The sequence below is a fragment of the Streptomyces inusitatus genome (assembly GCF_014651115.1).
Taxonomy (GTDB): Bacteria; Actinomycetota; Actinomycetes; order Streptomycetales; family Streptomycetaceae; genus Streptomyces; species Streptomyces amakusaensis.
This window is the reverse complement of sequence record NZ_BMWG01000001.1, coordinates 266,584-282,843: the sequence shown is the minus strand read 5'-3', so window position 1 is coordinate 282,843 and position 16,260 is coordinate 266,584. Positions and strand designations below refer to the sequence as shown.

General features: G+C 72.4%; 12 protein-coding genes. 8 read left to right on the top strand and 4 right to left on the bottom strand.

All coding sequences use genetic code 11. The features are described 5' to 3' along the window. Nucleotides 1–42: 42 nt before the first annotated feature. Nucleotides 43–1,248 carry a cytochrome P450 gene (locus IE247_RS01240; protein WP_190120933.1) on the top strand — a complete coding sequence of 402 codons (1,206 nt, stop codon included), beginning with the start codon at nt 43–45 and terminating at the stop codon, nt 1,246–1,248. Between the two features lie 74 nt (nt 1,249–1,322). After that, nucleotides 1,323–2,780 (top strand): ricin-type beta-trefoil lectin domain protein, encoded by a 1,458-nt coding sequence (locus IE247_RS01235; RefSeq protein ID WP_190120932.1) that lies wholly within the window; start codon nt 1,323–1,325, stop codon nt 2,778–2,780. 7 nt (nt 2,781–2,787) lie between these two features. Here IE247_RS01235 and IE247_RS01230 read toward each other — a convergent pair whose 3' ends face one another. Together IE247_RS01230 and IE247_RS01225 are read right to left on the bottom strand one after the other, a co-directional pair. Then, complete coding sequence (locus tag IE247_RS01230; RefSeq protein WP_190120931.1) at nt 2,788–4,374, bottom strand: ABC transporter permease; 1,587 nt, start codon at nt 4,372–4,374, stop codon at nt 2,788–2,790. Further along, complete coding sequence (locus tag IE247_RS01225; RefSeq protein ID WP_190120930.1) at nt 4,371–5,267, bottom strand: ABC transporter ATP-binding protein; 897 nt, start codon at nt 5,265–5,267, stop codon at nt 4,371–4,373. Before IE247_RS01225 ends, IE247_RS01230 begins: the two co-directional genes overlap by 4 nt. A gap of 90 nt (nt 5,268–5,357) precedes the next feature. On the opposite strand from IE247_RS01225, the gene IE247_RS01220 reads away from it, so the two are divergent. After that, a complete protein-coding gene (locus tag IE247_RS01220; protein ID WP_190120929.1) occupies nt 5,358–5,870 on the top strand; it encodes a GbsR/MarR family transcriptional regulator in 513 nt (170 codons plus the stop codon). A 267-nt stretch (nt 5,871–6,137) separates the two neighbouring features. Here IE247_RS01220 and IE247_RS01215 read toward each other — a convergent pair whose 3' ends face one another. Beyond that, nucleotides 6,138–6,941: a diacylglycerol kinase family protein gene (locus tag IE247_RS01215; protein ID WP_190120928.1), complete on the bottom strand. Its 804-nt coding sequence runs from the start codon at nt 6,939–6,941 to the stop codon at nt 6,138–6,140. Nucleotides 6,942–7,094: 153 nt separating this feature from the next. Between IE247_RS01215 and IE247_RS01210 the strand changes: the two genes are divergently transcribed. The 5 genes from IE247_RS01210 to IE247_RS01190 all read left to right on the top strand — a co-directional run bounded on the left by IE247_RS01210 (nt 7,095) and on the right by IE247_RS01190 (nt 15,171). Continuing rightward, nucleotides 7,095–8,378 (top strand): adenylosuccinate synthase, encoded by a 1,284-nt coding sequence (locus tag IE247_RS01210; protein WP_190120927.1) that lies wholly within the window; start codon nt 7,095–7,097, stop codon nt 8,376–8,378. Between the two features lie 195 nt (nt 8,379–8,573). Further along, nucleotides 8,574–9,137, top strand: a complete 564-nt coding sequence (locus tag IE247_RS01205) for an RICIN domain-containing protein (RefSeq protein ID WP_190120926.1) — start codon at nt 8,574–8,576, stop codon at nt 9,135–9,137. Nucleotides 9,138–9,331: 194 nt separating this feature from the next. Further along, the gene (locus tag IE247_RS01200; protein ID WP_190120925.1) at nt 9,332–10,780 is read left to right on the top strand and encodes a DUF11 domain-containing protein; all 1,449 of its coding nucleotides are present in this window, start codon (nt 9,332–9,334) and stop codon (nt 10,778–10,780) included. A 48-nt stretch (nt 10,781–10,828) separates the two neighbouring features. Then, nucleotides 10,829–12,967, top strand: a complete 2,139-nt coding sequence (locus tag IE247_RS01195) for a DUF11 domain-containing protein (protein WP_190120924.1) — start codon at nt 10,829–10,831, stop codon at nt 12,965–12,967. A gap of 95 nt (nt 12,968–13,062) precedes the next feature. Next, nucleotides 13,063–15,171 carry a DUF11 domain-containing protein gene (locus tag IE247_RS01190; RefSeq protein WP_190120923.1) on the top strand — a complete coding sequence of 703 codons (2,109 nt, stop codon included), beginning with the start codon at nt 13,063–13,065 and terminating at the stop codon, nt 15,169–15,171. A 69-nt stretch (nt 15,172–15,240) separates the two neighbouring features. On the opposite strand, the gene dapF is transcribed toward IE247_RS01190, so the two are convergent. Then, nucleotides 15,241–16,254, bottom strand: coding sequence for a diaminopimelate epimerase (gene dapF, locus IE247_RS01185; protein ID WP_190120922.1), 1,014 nt, complete (start codon nt 16,252–16,254; stop codon nt 15,241–15,243). Nucleotides 16,255–16,260 lie beyond the last annotated feature (6 nt).

Here is a 16,260-nt window from a genome sequence, read left to right as displayed (position 1 = left end):
TCCCCTCTGGTCAGCACGGTGTACGGGCGTTAACGTCCCGCTATGAGCGTACTTTTCGAACCTTGGTCGCCCGCCTTCGTGGCGAATCCGTACCCCGCGTATGAGCGGCTCCGGAGCGAGGGGCGGGTGCACTGGTTCGAGCCGACCCGGCAGTGGCTCGTACCGCACTACGAGGATGTCTCCGCGCTGCTGCGGGACCGCAGGCTGGGGCGGACCTATCTGCACCGCTTCACCCACGAGGAGTTCGGCCGCACCCCGCCGCCCGCCGCCCACGAGCCGTTCCACACCCTCAACGACCACGGCATCCTCGATCTGGAGGCCCCGGACCACACCAGGATCCGGCGACTGATCACCAAGGCGTTCACCCCGAGGACGGTCGCCGCGCTGGAGCCGACCGTACGGCGGCTCGCCGCCGAGCTGGTCGCGAAGGTGGTCGAGGAGGGCGGCGGCGATCTGCTCGCCGATGTCGCCGAGCCGCTGCCGGTGGCGGTCATCGCCGAGATGCTGGGCGTCCCGGAGGCGGACCGCCCTCTGCTGCGGCCCTGGTCGGCCGATATCTGCGGAATGTTCGAGCTGAACCCCTCCGAGGAGACCGCGCGCCGGGCGGTGGCGGCGTCGGTGGAGTTCTCCGACTATCTGCGCACCCTGATCGCCGAGCGCAGAAGGTCGCCGGGCGAGGATCTGATCTCCGCCCTGATCGCCGCCCACGACGAGGGCGACCGGCTGAGCGAGCAGGAGATGATCTCCACCTGTGTGCTGCTGCTCAACGCGGGCCACGAGGCCACCGTCAACACCACCGCCAACGGCTGGTGGACCCTCTTCCGCCACCCCGGGCAGCTCGCGGAGCTGCGCGCCGACCACTCCCTCCTGCCCACGGCGGTGGAGGAGCTGATGCGCTTCGACACCCCGCTCCAGATGTTCGAGCGCTGGGTCCTCGACGACATCGAGATCGGCGGCACGCTCGTCCCGCGCGGCTCGGAACTCGCCCTGCTCTTCGGCTCCGCCAACCGCGACCCGGCGCGCTTCACCGACCCGGACGCCCTCGACCTCGGCCGCGCCGACAACCCCCACATCACCTTCGGCGCGGGCATCCACTTCTGTCTGGGCGCGCCGCTGGCCCGGATCGAGCTGCTGGCCTCCTTCGGCGAGCTGCTGAGGTCGGCCCCGACGATGCGGTTGACGGGGGAGCCGGTGTGGAACCCCGGATATGTCATCCGGGGCGTGGACGAGCTGCTGGTGGAGTTGTAGGACAGGCCCCAACGGCAGGGAAATACCGCTGATCCGCCATGAACTGTGAAGAATGGCGGTGAAAGGCGGTACACATGGCGAAAGCGGGTGGCAGCGGCCGGTTGAGCCGCTGCGCCGCTGCCCTGGCGGCGCTGCTGCTCTGCGCGGTGACAGGGGCTTCCTGCGCTCCGGCGGGCTCGCCGCCGCCGCCCGTCGGCAGTGGCGAGCCCCCGGCCTCGCGGGCCGCCGCCTTCCCGAAGGACCCGCCCGGGTGCCGTCGCACCCTGGTGGGCGTCGCCCACCCGGACGACGACCTCTTCTTCGTCAACCCGGAGATCGAGCGGACCGTCCGGGCCGGCTGCGCCCTCACCACCGTGTATCTCACCGCCGGGGACGACGGGGAGCGCAATCCGCTGGAGGCCCGGAACTACGCGGAGAACCGGGCGAACGGCGTTCGCAAGGCGTACGCGGAGATGGCGGGCGGGGCCGACCGCTGGACGCCGGCCGATGTGGTGACCGGCGGCAGGGTGGTCCAGTCGTTCACCCTGGCCGGGCGGCCCCCCGGCGCGGAGGTGCGGCTGATCTTCATGAGGCTGCACGACGGCATGCCCGAGGGGCGCCAGAAGGACAGCATGCTCCGGCTGTTCACCGGCGACCGGCGGGAGATCTCGCTGTTCCAGCGCGGCGAGGGCTACGACGAGAAGGCGCTGCTGACCACGCTGACCTCGCTGATCCGCCTCAGCGGGGCCCGGCGCGTCCTCACCCTCGACCATGACAACGCCTCCTTCGCCTTCGGTCTCGACGGCCGGGTGGACCACGCCGACCACGGCATCGCGGCCCGCTATCTCCGTAAGGCCGCCTACCGCGCCGGGGTGGAGCCGACGGCCTATCTCGCCTACACGATGACCCCGCTGCCGGTGAATCTGTCCCCGGCCCGGCGGGCCGAGAAGGAGCGGATCGCCCGCTGGTACGACGCCGAGCGGCAGTGCCCCCGGACAAGGGTGTGCGTGGACGAGTCCCTCTACACCAAGCCCCTTCCGCACGACCACGCCGAGTGGTCGCGACGCCAGTACGAGCAGCGGCACCGCGATCCCCGGCCCGGCGAGGTCATGGGGGACATCGGGCGTACGACCGCCTTCACCGGCAGGAATCCGGAACAGTGCCTCGGGGTACGGGGGTCCGCGCCCCAGTCCTGGTCGGTCGGGATCGCGGGCTGCGACGGCACCGGGGCCCAGCGGTGGGGCTTCGGCGGCGACGGCTCGATCAGGCCCCGGGCGCACGGCGCGTACTGTCTGACCGCCGTCCGCTCCGGCCCCGTACTGCTGCGGTGCGAGGAGTCCCGGACGGACCAGAAGTGGCGGCGGGAGCCGTGGCACGGCGACACCTGGAAGCGGTCCGCGTGGCGGATCGCCGGGGCCCAGGGCCGCTGTCTCCACCAGGAGGACCGCACCTTCCCCCGGGTGAACCAGGACCGCTACCGCAGCCCCCGGCTGGGGCTCGCGCCCTGCGGCACGGCCCCGGACCCCGAGCTGTACTGGCGGATCGGCGGCTGAGGTCAGGTCAGTTCCGCAGGTCCCTGCGGCGCAGCCCCGCCAGGCCGACGGCGACCAGGGCGGCGGCGAGGGCCGTGAGGAGCAGGGCGGGCCGCCACTCCATCGGGTTCCCCGGCAGCTTGGCGAGACGGCCGAACGGGGACAGCTCCAGCAGGGCGTCCGGCAGCCGCAGCGCCGGGCCGATCCAGCCGATGGCCAGGGTGAGGCCGACGGCGGCCCAGGCGGCCATGACGGCCCGGGGGAGCACCCCGTACAGCGCCATGGCGAGCCCGCCCAGCAGCCAGACGGCGGGGAGCTGGGACAGGGCCGCGCCCAGGAGCGGGCCGGGGGCGGTGCCGTGGCCGAGGGCCATGCCGAGTCCGGCGGCGGCGAGGATCAGGGCCGAGCCGCCGAGGGCGAGGGCGAGATGGCCCGCCGCCCAGTGGGCGCGGCCGACCGGGCCGGCGAGGACGGGTTCGGCGCGTCCGCCGGTCTCCTCGCTGTGCGCCCGGAGGACCGAGGAGGTCGCGTACACAGCGGCGACCAGGCCGAACAGCCCGGTCATCGAGGCGAGGAAGGCATCGGTGAGACCGCTCTGCCCGCCCATCCGCTCGAAGATTTCCCGGGTGCTCTCGTTCTCGCCGACCAGAGTGGCCACGCCCGAGGCCAGCGAGCCGAAGGCGATCCCGCCGGCCAGGAAGGCGGCGCTCCAGCCGAGCAGCGCGCCCCGCTGGAGCCGCCAGGCGAGCCCGGTGGGGCCCGCGATCCGTCCGGCGGCCGGTCCGGGCCGCGAGGGCAGGAAGCTCATGCCGATGTCGCGCCGCCCGGTCAGCGCGTACGCCACCGCGATCTGCGCCAGCGCGGCGAGCGCGAGCAGGGCGGCGAACTGCCAGCGCTCACCGGCGTACGGGCGGATCTGCTCCGCCCAGCCCAGCGGCGAGAGCCGGGTCGGTACGGCGGAGCCGTCGGCGGTGGCCGAGTCGCCCGCCGCCCGGAGCGCGTAGGCGAGGCCGAGCGCGGCGGCGGTCAGGCCCTTCGCCGCGCGGGCGCTCTCGGTGAGCTGGGCCGCGATCGCCGCGAGCCCGGCGAAGGCCATGCCGGTCAGTCCGACGGCCAGGCCCAGGGCGAGGGCCCCGGTGGCGGAGCCGGTGGGTCCGGCGAGCCCGGCGGTGATGGCCCCGGTGAGCGCGGTGTTGGCGATGAGCGCGGTGAGCAGGGCGGCGGTGAGCGGCGCGCGCCGTCCCACCATCGCGGAGGAGAGCATCTCCTGCCGGCCGCTCTCCTCTTCCTCCCGGGTGTGCCGCACCACGAGGATCAGGCTCAGCGCGGCGGCGGCCAGCGCGGCGAAGACGCCGAAGCGCCAGCTCACGAGCGCGCCGAGGGAGTCGCCGAAGGCGGGGCCGAGCATCGCGCGCAGCGAGCCGTTGACGGCCAGCGAGCGCACGAGGTCCGCGCGTTCGGCGGCGGTGGCGTAGAGCGAGCCGACCGTGCCCGCGCCGCTGACGACGGTCAGCGAGAGCAGCCCGGCCCACAGCGGGAGCATGGCCCGGTCGCGGCGGAGCGCGAGCCCGAGGAGGGCTCCGGTGCCTGCCAGGGGGCGGGCGCCGGTGGTCATCGCGACCCCGCCTCGTCCGTGTAGTGGCGCAGGAACAGCTCCTCCAGCGTCGGCGGGGTGCTGATCAGTGACCGCACCCCGGACGCGGTGAGCGCGCGCAGCACCGCGTCAAACTTGTCGGTGTCGACCTGGAGCCGCACTTGGTGGCCCCGGATGTCGAGGCCGTGGACCCCGGGGAGGCGGGCGAGGCCGTTCGGCGGTCCGGCGAGTTCGGCGGTGACGCTGGTACGGGTGAGATGGCGCAGCTCGGCGAGGGAGCCGGTCTCCACGGTCCGGCCCGCGCGGATGATGCTGACGCGGTCGCAGAGGGTCTCCACCTCGCTCAGGAGGTGGGAGGAGAGCAGTACGGTCCGGCCCCGGTCGCGCTGCTGGGCCACACAGCTCTGGAAGACGCCCTCCATCAGCGGGTCGAGTCCGGAGGTCGGCTCGTCGAGGACGAGGAGTTCCGCGTCGGAGGCGAAGGCGGCGACCAGGGCGACCTTCTGGCGGTTGCCCTTGGAGTAGGTGCGCCCCTTCTTGGTGGGGTCGAGTTCGAAGCGTTCGATCAGCTCGGCGCGGCGGCCAGGGTCGAGCCCGCCGCGCAGTCGGCCGTAGAGGTCGATGACCTCGCCCCCGGAGAGGTTCCGCCACAGGGTCACATCGCCGGGGACGTACGCGATCCGGCGGTGCAGCGCGACCGCGTCGCGCCAGGGGTCCCCGCCGAGCAGCCGGACGTCCCCCGCGTCGGCGCGCAGCAGTCCGAGCAGCACCCGGACGGCGGTGGACTTGCCGGCCCCGTTGGGGCCGAGGAAACCGTGGACCTCGCCGGTGTCGACGGTGAGATCGAGCCCGGTGAGGGCGTGCGTCCGGCCGAACGACTTGTGCAGTCCGTCGACCGTGATGGCCTTCGTCATATTCGGAAACTACGCTTGTTTCACAAATTTGTGAAGTTAAGGAACCGTATAAAGTTGGGTTGAGGGGCGGGCCGGGAGAGGATCACGGGCATGACGACGGAACAGGACGCCGCCGAGCAGGGCCGGAAGCAGGACCCGGAGCTGGTCTCCGCCTTCGTGGAGCGGTTCGCCGGGCAGCTCGCCGAGGCCGGGATGGCGCGGATGCCCGCACGGATCTTCGCCGCGCTGCTCGCCTCGGACTCCGGGGCGATGAACTCGGCCGAGCTGGGCGAGCAGCTGAAGGTCAGCCCGGCGGCGGTCTCCGGCGCGGTCCGCTATCTCGCCCACGTCGGCATGGTCTCCCGCGAGCGGGAGCCCGGCTCCCGCCGCGAGCGGTACCGGGTGCACAGCAACCAGTGGTACGAGGCGCTGGCCCACCGCGACCAGATCATCAAGAAGTGGGAGGACACCATGCGCGAGGGCGTGGCGAGCCTCGGCCCGGACTCGGCGGGCGGCCGCAGGCTCGCCGAGACCCTGGAGTTCTTCGAGTTCCTCCAGCGCGAACTCCCCCTCCTGCTGGACCGCTGGCGCGACCACCGCCGCCGCACTTTCGGCGGGGTGTAGCCGTCCGGCTCGGTCGCGGGGGCGTGGTGCGGGCCGCGCGCGGCGGCGGGGTACGGGGTGCCCCCGGCCTGCCGTCTCCGGCGCGGTACGCCACCGGCCGGGGAAAATCCCCGCCCGCTCTCGGCGGCCCGGTCGCGGGGGGTGTGTCTCGCGAGCGGACGGCGGTGCAGGGGTGCCCCCGGCCCGAGGGGCCGCCGCGGGCCTTCCAGCCGCTGGCGCTGCGGCTGCGGGCCCGGCCCCGGTCGGGCCCGGGCGGCCCCGGCCCGGTCACGGGGGCGGCTGGTAGGGCAGGGTGAGGCCCCAGGCGCCCGGGCGGAGGGTCCAGGTGCGGGTGCGGACGGGGCCGGTGACCTGGGTGTCGGCGCGGTAGCGGAAGTCGGGGCCGGAGACGGTCACGGTCAGCGCCTTGGCGGTCAGCGGCTCCCCGGATCCGCCCGGCTGGATCAGGACCTCCGCCCGGCCCCCGGCGGTGCGGACCGTCACCCCCTCCACCTCGCGGTTCAGATCGGCCAGCACCATCCCGTCCGCCTCCACCCGCAGCCGCTGGCGATGGATCCGGGCCGCCGGGACCGGGGCGGGCCGCACCAGCGACCGCGCCAGATGGCGGCAGGCCCCCCACACCGTCCCCGCCCCCACCGGGACGGGCGAGGCGGGGATCGTCAGATCCCCCACCACCACCCCGTCGCTCTCGTCGACCAGCAGATCCAGCCGCCGCACCACCCCGTCCAGCACCGCCCGCGCGGCGGCCACCGGCCCCGGCGGCACCCCCAGGGAGTGCGCCAGCTCCACCGCCGGACCCACCGGAATCAGCGACAGCGCCCCGTCGCCGAGCCAGCGGTCCCGGTACAGAAGGGACACCGCGCGCAGCAGCGCCCGGTCGTCCCCGATCACCACCGGCCGCCGCGAACCCCGGCGGGCCAGCGCCCGCGCGAACTCCTCGGGCCCCTCCGGAAGACAGATTTTCGCCTCCGACCCGCCGCACAGAACATCCTTCGCGATCCGAACGGACTCGCCGTCACTTCGGCGGGCGACCGGGTCGATGACCACCAGCAGCTGGTCGTGAGCCGACACCTCGGTCCTTCCTCGGGTAGCATCTTTGTGCAAGAGCCCCTTGCGCTATTGCGCCAGGGGCTTCGTCTATTCCGGGGCAACCGGTCCGCGGACTCAGGCACGGCTCACGCCCCCTGACCTTGGACATGCCCCGCCCGGAAGGGGTGTACGCCTGTGCCCGCACTTGTGCTGCTCGGTGCTCAGTGGGGTGACGAGGGCAAGGGAAAGGCCACCGACCTCCTCGGTGGATCAGTGGATTATGTGGTGCGTTACCAGGGCGGCAACAACGCCGGCCACACGGTCGTCGTCGGCGACCAGAAATACGCGCTTCATCTGCTCCCTTCCGGAATCCTCTCCCCGGGGTGCACCCCGGTCATCGGCAATGGAGTTGTGGTCGACCCGGCCGTCCTGCTCTCCGAGCTGAGCGGGCTGAACGACCGCGGCGTTGACACGTCCAAGCTCCTGATCAGCGGAAACGCGCATTTGATCACGCCGTACAACGTCACCCTCGACAAGGTGACGGAACGGTTCCTCGGGACGCGGAAGATCGGCACCACGGGCCGGGGCATCGGCCCGACCTACGCCGACAAGATCAACCGTGTCGGTATCCGGGTCCAGGACCTCTACGACGAGTCGATCCTGGTCCAGAAGGTCGACGCCGCCCTGGAGCAGAAGAACCAGCTCCTCGCGAAGGTCTTCAACCGCCGGGCGATCGAGTCCGGCCGGATCGTCGAGGAGATGCTTCAGTACGCGGACCAGCTCAAGCCGTATGTCGCGGACACCACGCTGATCCTCAACGACGCCATCGACGAGGGCAAGGTCGTCCTCTTCGAGGGCGGCCAGGGCACCCTGCTCGACGTGGACCACGGCACGTACCCCTTCGTCACCTCCTCGAACCCGACCGCCGGCGGCGCGTGCACGGGCGCGGGCGTGGGCCCGACGAAGATCTCCCGGGTCATCGGCATCCTCAAGGCCTACACCACCCGGGTCGGCGCGGGCCCGTTCCCGACCGAGCTGTTCGACGAGGACGGCGAGGCGCTGCGCCGTATCGGCGGCGAGCGCGGTGTGACCACCGGCCGTGACCGCCGCTGCGGCTGGTTCGACGCCCCGATCGCGCGCTACGCGACCCGGGTCAACGGTCTGACGGACTTCTTCCTCACCAAGCTGGACGTGCTCACCGGCTGGGAGGAGATCCCGGTCTGCGTCGCGTACGAGATCGACGGCAAGCGCGTCGAGGAGCTGCCCTACTCGCAGACGGACTTCCACCACGCGAAGCCGATCTACGAGAAGCTGCCCGGCTGGTCCGAGGACATCACCAAGGCGAAGACCTTCGACGACCTGCCGAAGAACGCGCAGGCCTATGTGAAGGCGCTGGAGGAGATGTCCGGCGCGCCGATCTCGGCGATCGGCGTCGGCCCCGGCCGTACCGAGACGATCGAGATCAACTCCTTCCTCTAGGTCATGCTCCATCCAGAGGCGCCCGGGCGGGTTTCCCGCCCCGGCGCCTCTGTGTCAAGGCAACGCCCCCATTCACTCCAATGGAGCATTCGCCGGGATCGGCGCATGCGGGCCCGGGCGGCTGGCAATGCATACCGGCCAACACGGAGAGTCGCCATCCCCTCACGGGAAATGGCGTGGAGCGAGGGAGAGTTCATGACTACAGCTTCTCGGCGGTCTCTGACGGCGGGCGCGGTGGCGCTGATGGCGGGCGCGGCGATGACTCTCGGTCTGCTGGGTCCGGCTGCGGCGAGTCCGGGGGCGGCGAGTCCGGCGAAGCTGGCCGTGTCGGCGGAGCTGGTGACGCTTCGGCTGGCCAGTGACCCGGGGCAGGTCGCGGATGTCGCGGGGGCTTCGGGCGACGACGGGGCCGAGGTGGTCCAGTGGGCCCTCAACGGCCAGGAGAACCAGCGCTGGGAGCCGGAGGCCACCGGCAGCGGCTACTACCGCTTCAAGGCGGAGCACAGCGGCAAGTGCCTCAACGTCCGGGAGTCCTCGCACGAGGACGGGGCCCGGATCATCCAGTGGCCCTGCGGCACCGACGACAACGAGCAGTGGAAGTTCGTGCCCAAGGGCATCGGCTACCAGCTCGTGGTCAAGTCCAGCGGCAAGTGTCTCAACGTCGAGGGCGGCGTCGGCCAGGGCCGGAACCTGATTCAGTACACCTGTAGCGCCGACGGCGAGACCAACGACGTCTGGCTCCCGGTGTTGGCCGGCTGAGCGTGTGAGCGGGTGAGGGGCGGGCGCGCGGCGGAGACGCCGTGGACCCGCCCCTCTGTCATGTCCTGATTCAAGTCATATGCTGCCGCTAGTGCATTATGAGGAATTCTGAGTGGTTATCAGATAAAAGGCGCGGGGGTGGGGAGTGGTGGTCTCGGTGAATCATCGACCGGTGAGCACGGAGGGCATCCCGCATGAGAAGCGTCCACGGACGGTCCGCGACGGCAGCGCGCAGGGCCGGTGGAGTCATCGCCGCCTGTTGCGTGCTGGCGGCGGGCGCGCTGATCTCGGCCCCGGGCGCGAGCGCCTCGGCCACCCCGGGGGCCGACGCCCCGGCCGCCGCCTCCCCGGCCTCGGCCTCCCCGTCGGCCGACGGCTCCCCGTCGTCCCACCCGACGCCGGCCCTGAGGCCCGTACAGCTCCCCGTACAGACGCCCGCGCGGACGCCCGCAGGGACCACTCCCGGTCCCACCCCTGACAGCAAGGCCGCCCCCGGAGAGCGCGCCGACCTCGCGCTCCACACCGAGGTCGGCCCCGCCGCCACCGCCCAGGCCGCGAGCCCCGAGGCGGCTCCCGGGGCCGCCGCCCCGGCCCCCGTCACCAGGCCCGTCGAACCGCCCGCGGCCACCGCCGGGGCGGCCCGCGCCGAGCGGCCCGTCAACGCGGACGGAGTCTTCGACTACCGGATCACGGCCCTCAACCACGGCCCCTCCCAGGCCGTGAACGTCGTGATCACCGACGAACTCCCGCCCCAGCTGACCTTCGTCTCCTCCCCGGACGGCTGCACCGCCCAGGGCCGGACCATCACCTGCGGCCCGCTGGCCTCGCTCGCCGTCGGCGCCACCCACACCTGGCTGATCACCGTCGCCCTCGTGGACGACTACACCGGCGACGGCTCCGACATCACCAATATCGTCGCCGTCGACTCCCAGACCGCCGACCCCTACCCCGCCAACAACACCGCGTCGACCACCGGCATCCATGTGCCGCCCGGCGCGGGCAAGGCCGACCTCTCCCTCCGCAAGACCGCGCTGCTCCCCGACGGGCGGAACTCGGTCACCCCCGGCGAGACCTTCACCTACCGCCTCACGGTCCACAACAAGGGCCCGGCCACCGCCCGGAACGTCCAGGTCACCGACCCGCTCCCCGAGGAGCTGCGGTTCGTCTCCTCGCCCGGCGGCTGCGCGCCGTCCGGCGGTTTCGGCCGGACCGTGAGCTGTCCGCCGCTCGACCGGCTCCCGGCCGGAGAGTCGGTGACGTACGAGATCGTCGTACGGGTACGGGAGAACGCGCCGCGCTACGGCGGCGGCGACGGCGGGCACGGCGGCGGTCACCGCACCGAGATCGACAACATCGCGTCGGTGACCTCCACCACCGCCGACCCGGTCCCGGGCAACAACCGGAACGCGTCCGGGACCACCGCCCCCGACGGCGGCCCGCTGTATCTCAAGCACGGGTCCCGGCCGACCCACCCGCCCCGCCCGACGGACCCCACGGGCCCGGGCCACCCCCACCCCGGCGGCCGTCCCCAGCTCCCCAGCACCGGCCGTGAGCTGCCCCGCTGGCTCCCCTGGTCCGCCGGGCTGACGCTGGCCGCCGGCGGCGCCCTCGTGGTCCTCGCCCGCCGCAGCACCCGGCGCTGAGCCCGCACGGCCGCCCTGCCCACCGTTTTCGAGATGAGGGTCTGCGGAATGAAATTCACCCGGGGATCGGCCCGCGCCGGGGCCGTCGGCGTCCGCCGGCGGCTCGCCCTGGCCACGGTGTGCGGGATGCTGCTCTGCCTGCTGCCCCAGTACGCCACCGCGCTCGACGAGGACCGCGCCGCCCGCACCGCCCACCAGCAGCAGCGACAGCAGCCCCGCGCGCTGAACTTCCCCGTCCACGAGCCCTTCGACTCGGCCGTGGGCAGCCTCGGCACCGCCGTGGGCTCCGCCACCTTCCAGCCCGGCGGCTGGCTCCGGCTGACCAGCGCGGCCAGTTCCCAGGCCGGGGCCTGGGAGATGAACGACTCCTTCTCCACCAGCCTCGGCATCGTCGCCGAGTTCACCTACGCCACCTACGGCGGCACCGCCTTCGACGGCAGGCGCGGCGACGGCCTCGCCTTCTTCCTCGCCGACGGCACCGCCCCGAACGGCACCGGAGCCCCCGGCGGCAGCCTCGGCTACGCCTGCGGCGGCGGTCCGCCCAACTGCAACCGCTCGGGCGTCCCCGGCGCGTTCCTCGGCATCGGCGTCGACGAGTTCGGCAACTTCTCCTCCGTCCAGGTCGGCAACGGCGGCCCCGGCAGCCAGGCCAACCGGATCGTGCTGCGCGGCGGCGGCAACGGGACCACCGGCTACCGCTACGGCACCGCCGTGAACGGCCCCGGCGGCACGGTCGAGACCAGCAGCCGGGGCGACTACCGCACCGTCCGGGTCACCGTGATGCCCCGCGCGGGCCGGCTGCTGGTCTCGCTCTGGTCCGACACCGGACCGGGTACGCCGATGAACCAACTGATCACCGACTTCGACGTGAGCACCATCGCCAATCAGCCCGCCCTGCCGTCGACCCTGAAGGTCGGCTTCTCCGGCGGCACCGGCGGCGCGACCAACATCCATGAGATCGGCGATCTGAAGATCAACGTCCCGGCGAATCTGTCGGTCACCAAGACCGGCAGCCCCGCCACCGTCCCGGCGGGCGGCGGCCAGGTGACGTACACCGTCACGGTCTCCAACAGCGACGCCAACGGCGTCCCCGGCGCGATCGTCAGGGACACCGTCCCCGGGCTCACGGGAGTGACCTGGAGCTGCGTCGCGAGCGCGGGCAGCCTCTGCCGGCAGAGCTCCGGCAGCGGCAACACCATCGACACCCTGGTGGATCTGCTGCGCAACGGCTCCGCCACGTACACGATCACCGGCACCGCGCCCGCCCAGCCGACCACCCTGAGCAATACCGCGACCGTCACCGCCCCGGCGAACCGCTCCGACACCAACGACGCGGACAACTCGGCGACGGCGACCACCACCGTCACCGCGCGGGCCGATGTGGCCGCGCTCAAATCCGGTGTCGGCACCGGGCCCATCACCCCCGGCCAGCAGTTCGACTACCAGCTCACGGCGCAGAACAACGGGCCGTCGGACACCACCAACGTACGGATCGCCGACACCCTCCCCGCCGGGCTCACCTTCGTCTCCTCGCCCAGCGGCTGCACCGCGACCGGTCAGAACATCGGCTGCCCGGTGTACAGCAGCCTGCCCGCGGGCCGGTCCATCTCCTGGACCATCCGGGTGCGGCTCGCCCCCACGTACACCGGCGACGGCTCCGATCTGCTGAACACCATGACCGTCGTCCATGACGTCAGCGACCCCAACACCGCCAACAACATCTCGGCGGGCGCCCCGCCGCCGGGCGGGGTGACGGTCCCCAGGGCGGATCTGCGGACGGCGAAACAGACGGTGACCACGGCGCCCGTCTCACCGGGCCAGACCTTCGAGTACACGGTCACCGTCACCAACGACGGCCCGTCGGCCGCCCGTCAGGTGCGGATCGGCGATCCGCTGCCGACGGCGCTGACCTTCGTCTCCTCCTCGGACAGCTGCACCGCCACCGGCCGCAATGTGCTCTGCGGCCCGGTCGCGGGCCTCCCTCCCGGAGCCTCGGTGAGCTGGACGTTCCGCGTACGGCTGGACGCCGGTTACTCCGGCGACGGCTCGAATCTGCGGAACACCGCCACCGTCGGCTCGGCCACCGAGGACCCCAACAGCGCCAACAACAGCGGTACGTCGGGCCCGCCCGGCGGCCGGGTGACCCCGCCCACCGCTGATCTGGTGCTCACCAAGCGGGCGGACTAGCCGACTGGCTGACCTCGGCCGCTCGAAGGGCCGGTGAGCCGCACAGTTCGTGTACGGCTCCGGATCATGAACGGAATCGATGCCAGATGAGATGGATGAAACGCCGGCTCCCGGGGGCGAGGGCGGCGGTGGCCGCCCTGGTCTGCGCGGTGACGCTGTGCTCCGGCACGGGGTACGCCGTCGCGGTGCCGCTGGTCGCCCCCGCGACCGCCGCCGAGGTGGTGACACGGCTCGCCAGAGCCCCCGGGGTGGCGGCCGCGGTGCCCCCGGGCGGACTGGTCACCTACACCCTGACCGCCCGGAACAACGGTCCGTCGGTGGCGCGCAATGTCACCGCGACCGACACCCTCCCCGAGGGCCTGGAGTTCGTCTCCTCCTCCGACGGCTGCACCGCCGCCGGACGGATCGTGACCTGCGGCCCGGAGCCCCAGCTGAGCGTGGGCGAGGTCAAGACCTGGACCTTCGTGGTCCAGCTCAGCCCCTCGTACCAGGGCAATGGAAGCGATCTCGGGAACACCGCCACCGGCACCTCGGAGTCGGTCGACCCGGACCCCGGCAACAACAAGACCGACCCGGTCTCCCCGATCGGCCCCTTCGACCCCGTCTCCGACATCAACACCGTCAAGGAAGCGCTGGGCAGCGGGCCGATCGTGCCCGGCGAGGACTTCGAGTACCGGATCACCACCCAGAACACCGGCCCCTCGGACGCCCGCAACGTCACCGCGACCGACAATCTGCCCGCCGGGATCACCTTCGTCTCCTCCGCCGACCCCTGCGTCGCGGCGGGCCAGCGGGTCACCTGCGGTCCGCTCGGCGTGCTCCCGCCCGGGGCCAGTGTGTCCTGGGTGTTCCGGGTGAAGCTGAGCGAGGCGTACTCCGGCGACGGCACCAATCTGCGCAACACCGCCACCTCCACCTCCGACTCCACCGACCCCAACCCGACCGACAACACCTCGCCGCCCGTGCTGCCGCCCGGCGGGGTCACCCGGCCGCAGGCCGACATCTGGACCATCAAGCGGCCGACGACCAGCACCCCGATCTCGCCCGGACAGACCTTCGAGTACACCGTCGTCGTCACCAACGACGGCCCCTCGCAGGCCCTGGCCGTGCGGCTCGCCGACACCCTCCCCACCCCGCTGGCCTTCGTCTCCTCACCCGACGGCTGCACCGCGACCGGCCAGAACGTCTCCTGCGGCCCGCAGGCGGTCCTCGCGCCCGGGGCGGCCAAAACCTGGCGCTTCACCGTCCGGCTCGACCCCAACTACCGGGGCGACGGCTCGGACATCGCCAACACCGCGACCGCCACGTCGGACACCACCGACCCCGTGCCCGGGAACAACACCAGCCCGCCCGCCGGACTCCCCGGCAGCGCGGTCAACCAGCCGTACGCGGACCTCGCGGTCACCAAGGAAGCCGTCGGCACGGTCGCGCCGATCCCCGGCCAGACCTTCGACTACCGCATCACCATCACCAACAACGGACCCTCGGCCGACGCGCTCAATGTGCGCCTCTCCGACGAACTGCCCCCGGGCCTGACCTACGTCTCGTCCTCGCCCGCCGGGTGCACGGTCTCCGGTCTCGCGGTCTCCTGCCGCCGGGCCACCCCGCTGCGGGTCGGCGAGACCATCGAGTACACCCTCACCGTCCGGATCGACCCGGCGTACAAGGGCGACGGCAGTGATCTGCTGAACACCGCCCGCGTCACCGCCGACAACATCGACCCGGCCGGCGAGAACGACACCGACACGGCCACCGTGCCCGGCGGACAGGTCGCGGCTCCCTCCGCCGACCTGGCGATCGTCAAGAAGCCGGTGACCACCGACCCGATCGCGCCCGGTGAGTCCTTCGACTACCAGGTCACGGTCACCAACAACGGACCCTCGCAGGCCGAGGAGGTCAGGGTGACCGACACCCTGCCCTCGTCGCTGACCTTCGTGGCCTCCGACGACGAGTGCATGTCGGGCGACGCGGTCGACTGCGGACCGCAGGCCACCCTTGCTCCCGGGGCATCCGTGACCTGGGTGTTCAGGGTGAAGCTCGACCCGGACTACACCGGCGACGGCAGCGACATCCGCAACACCGCCGTCGTGCACTCGGTGACCCGGGACCCGGTGGCGGCCAACAACCACAGCACCGCGGGGACCCCCGGCGGCAGGGTGGAGGAGCCCACCGCCGACCTCCAGGTGACGAAGAAGACGCCGTAGAACGGCACAGCATGGGGGCGGGCCGTCGGTTTTGCCGACGGCCCGCCCTTTTCTTCGGTTCTACGCGTTTCAGAGAGCGGCGGGGCTCTTCAGCTCCATCTCGATGCCGGACTCCTTCAGCACCCGCAGATTCTCACCGTTCTGCGCCGCGAAAGCCTCGTTCTCGGCGGTGAAGTACGAGGCCTCGAAGACCACGGGCCCCTCGCCGAGCAGCGCCTCCGGCTCCAGCTCGGTGGCGTACACCAGCGTCGCGTTCCCCTCCAGCACCGGCTGCCACCGCTCACCGTCCGTCCGCATCCAGCTCCGCGCCACCCCACCGGGATTCCGCACCGTCACCGGCTGCTCCGGGGCCACCCGGCCCAGCCGCGACAGCACCGCCCGCGAGGCCGCCACACCCGAGCCGCAGGACGGGGTGAGCCCCGCACCGCGCTCGAAGGTCCGTACGAACACCTCGGTGTCGCCGAGCGGCCGTACGAAGGAGACATTCGCCCCGATCGGGAACGTCGCCGGAGTCTCCGCGACCCGGCCGCCCGTCTCGATCAGCTCCGCCTCGTCGTAACCGTCGTCCACCACCGTGATCAGGTGCGAGTTCGGCACCGCGACCGCCGAGACATGCCGCGACGGGTGGTACGGAGGCAGCGGCAGATCCACGAACGCCTGCTCCTCCGTGCCCGCCACGATCGGCTCCCCGGGCGCGAAGTCCACCGGCGGCAGCTCCACCGAGACCTGACGCACCCCGTGCGGGGTCGTCTCCGCCGCCCGTACGGTGAACGCGTGCGGCCCGGTCCGCAGCACCACGCTCCGCGCGTCATGGCGGTCGAGCAGCAGCCGTCCCGCGCCGCGCATCCCATTGCCGCAGAGCAGCGAGGCCGAGCCGTCGGGGTTGTAGAAGTACGCCTCGGCGCTCCCGTCCCCGTTGTCCGCGACGAAGTAGACGCCGTCCCCGCCGAGCCCCTGCTCACGGTCGCAGAGCAGCCGCACCGCGCGGGCGACGTCCGCCTCGGCGAAATGGTCCGTCGGCGCTCCGTCGATGACGAAGATGTCATTCAGACTGCCGTGCGTCTTGGTGATCGAGAGGGCCATGGTGCT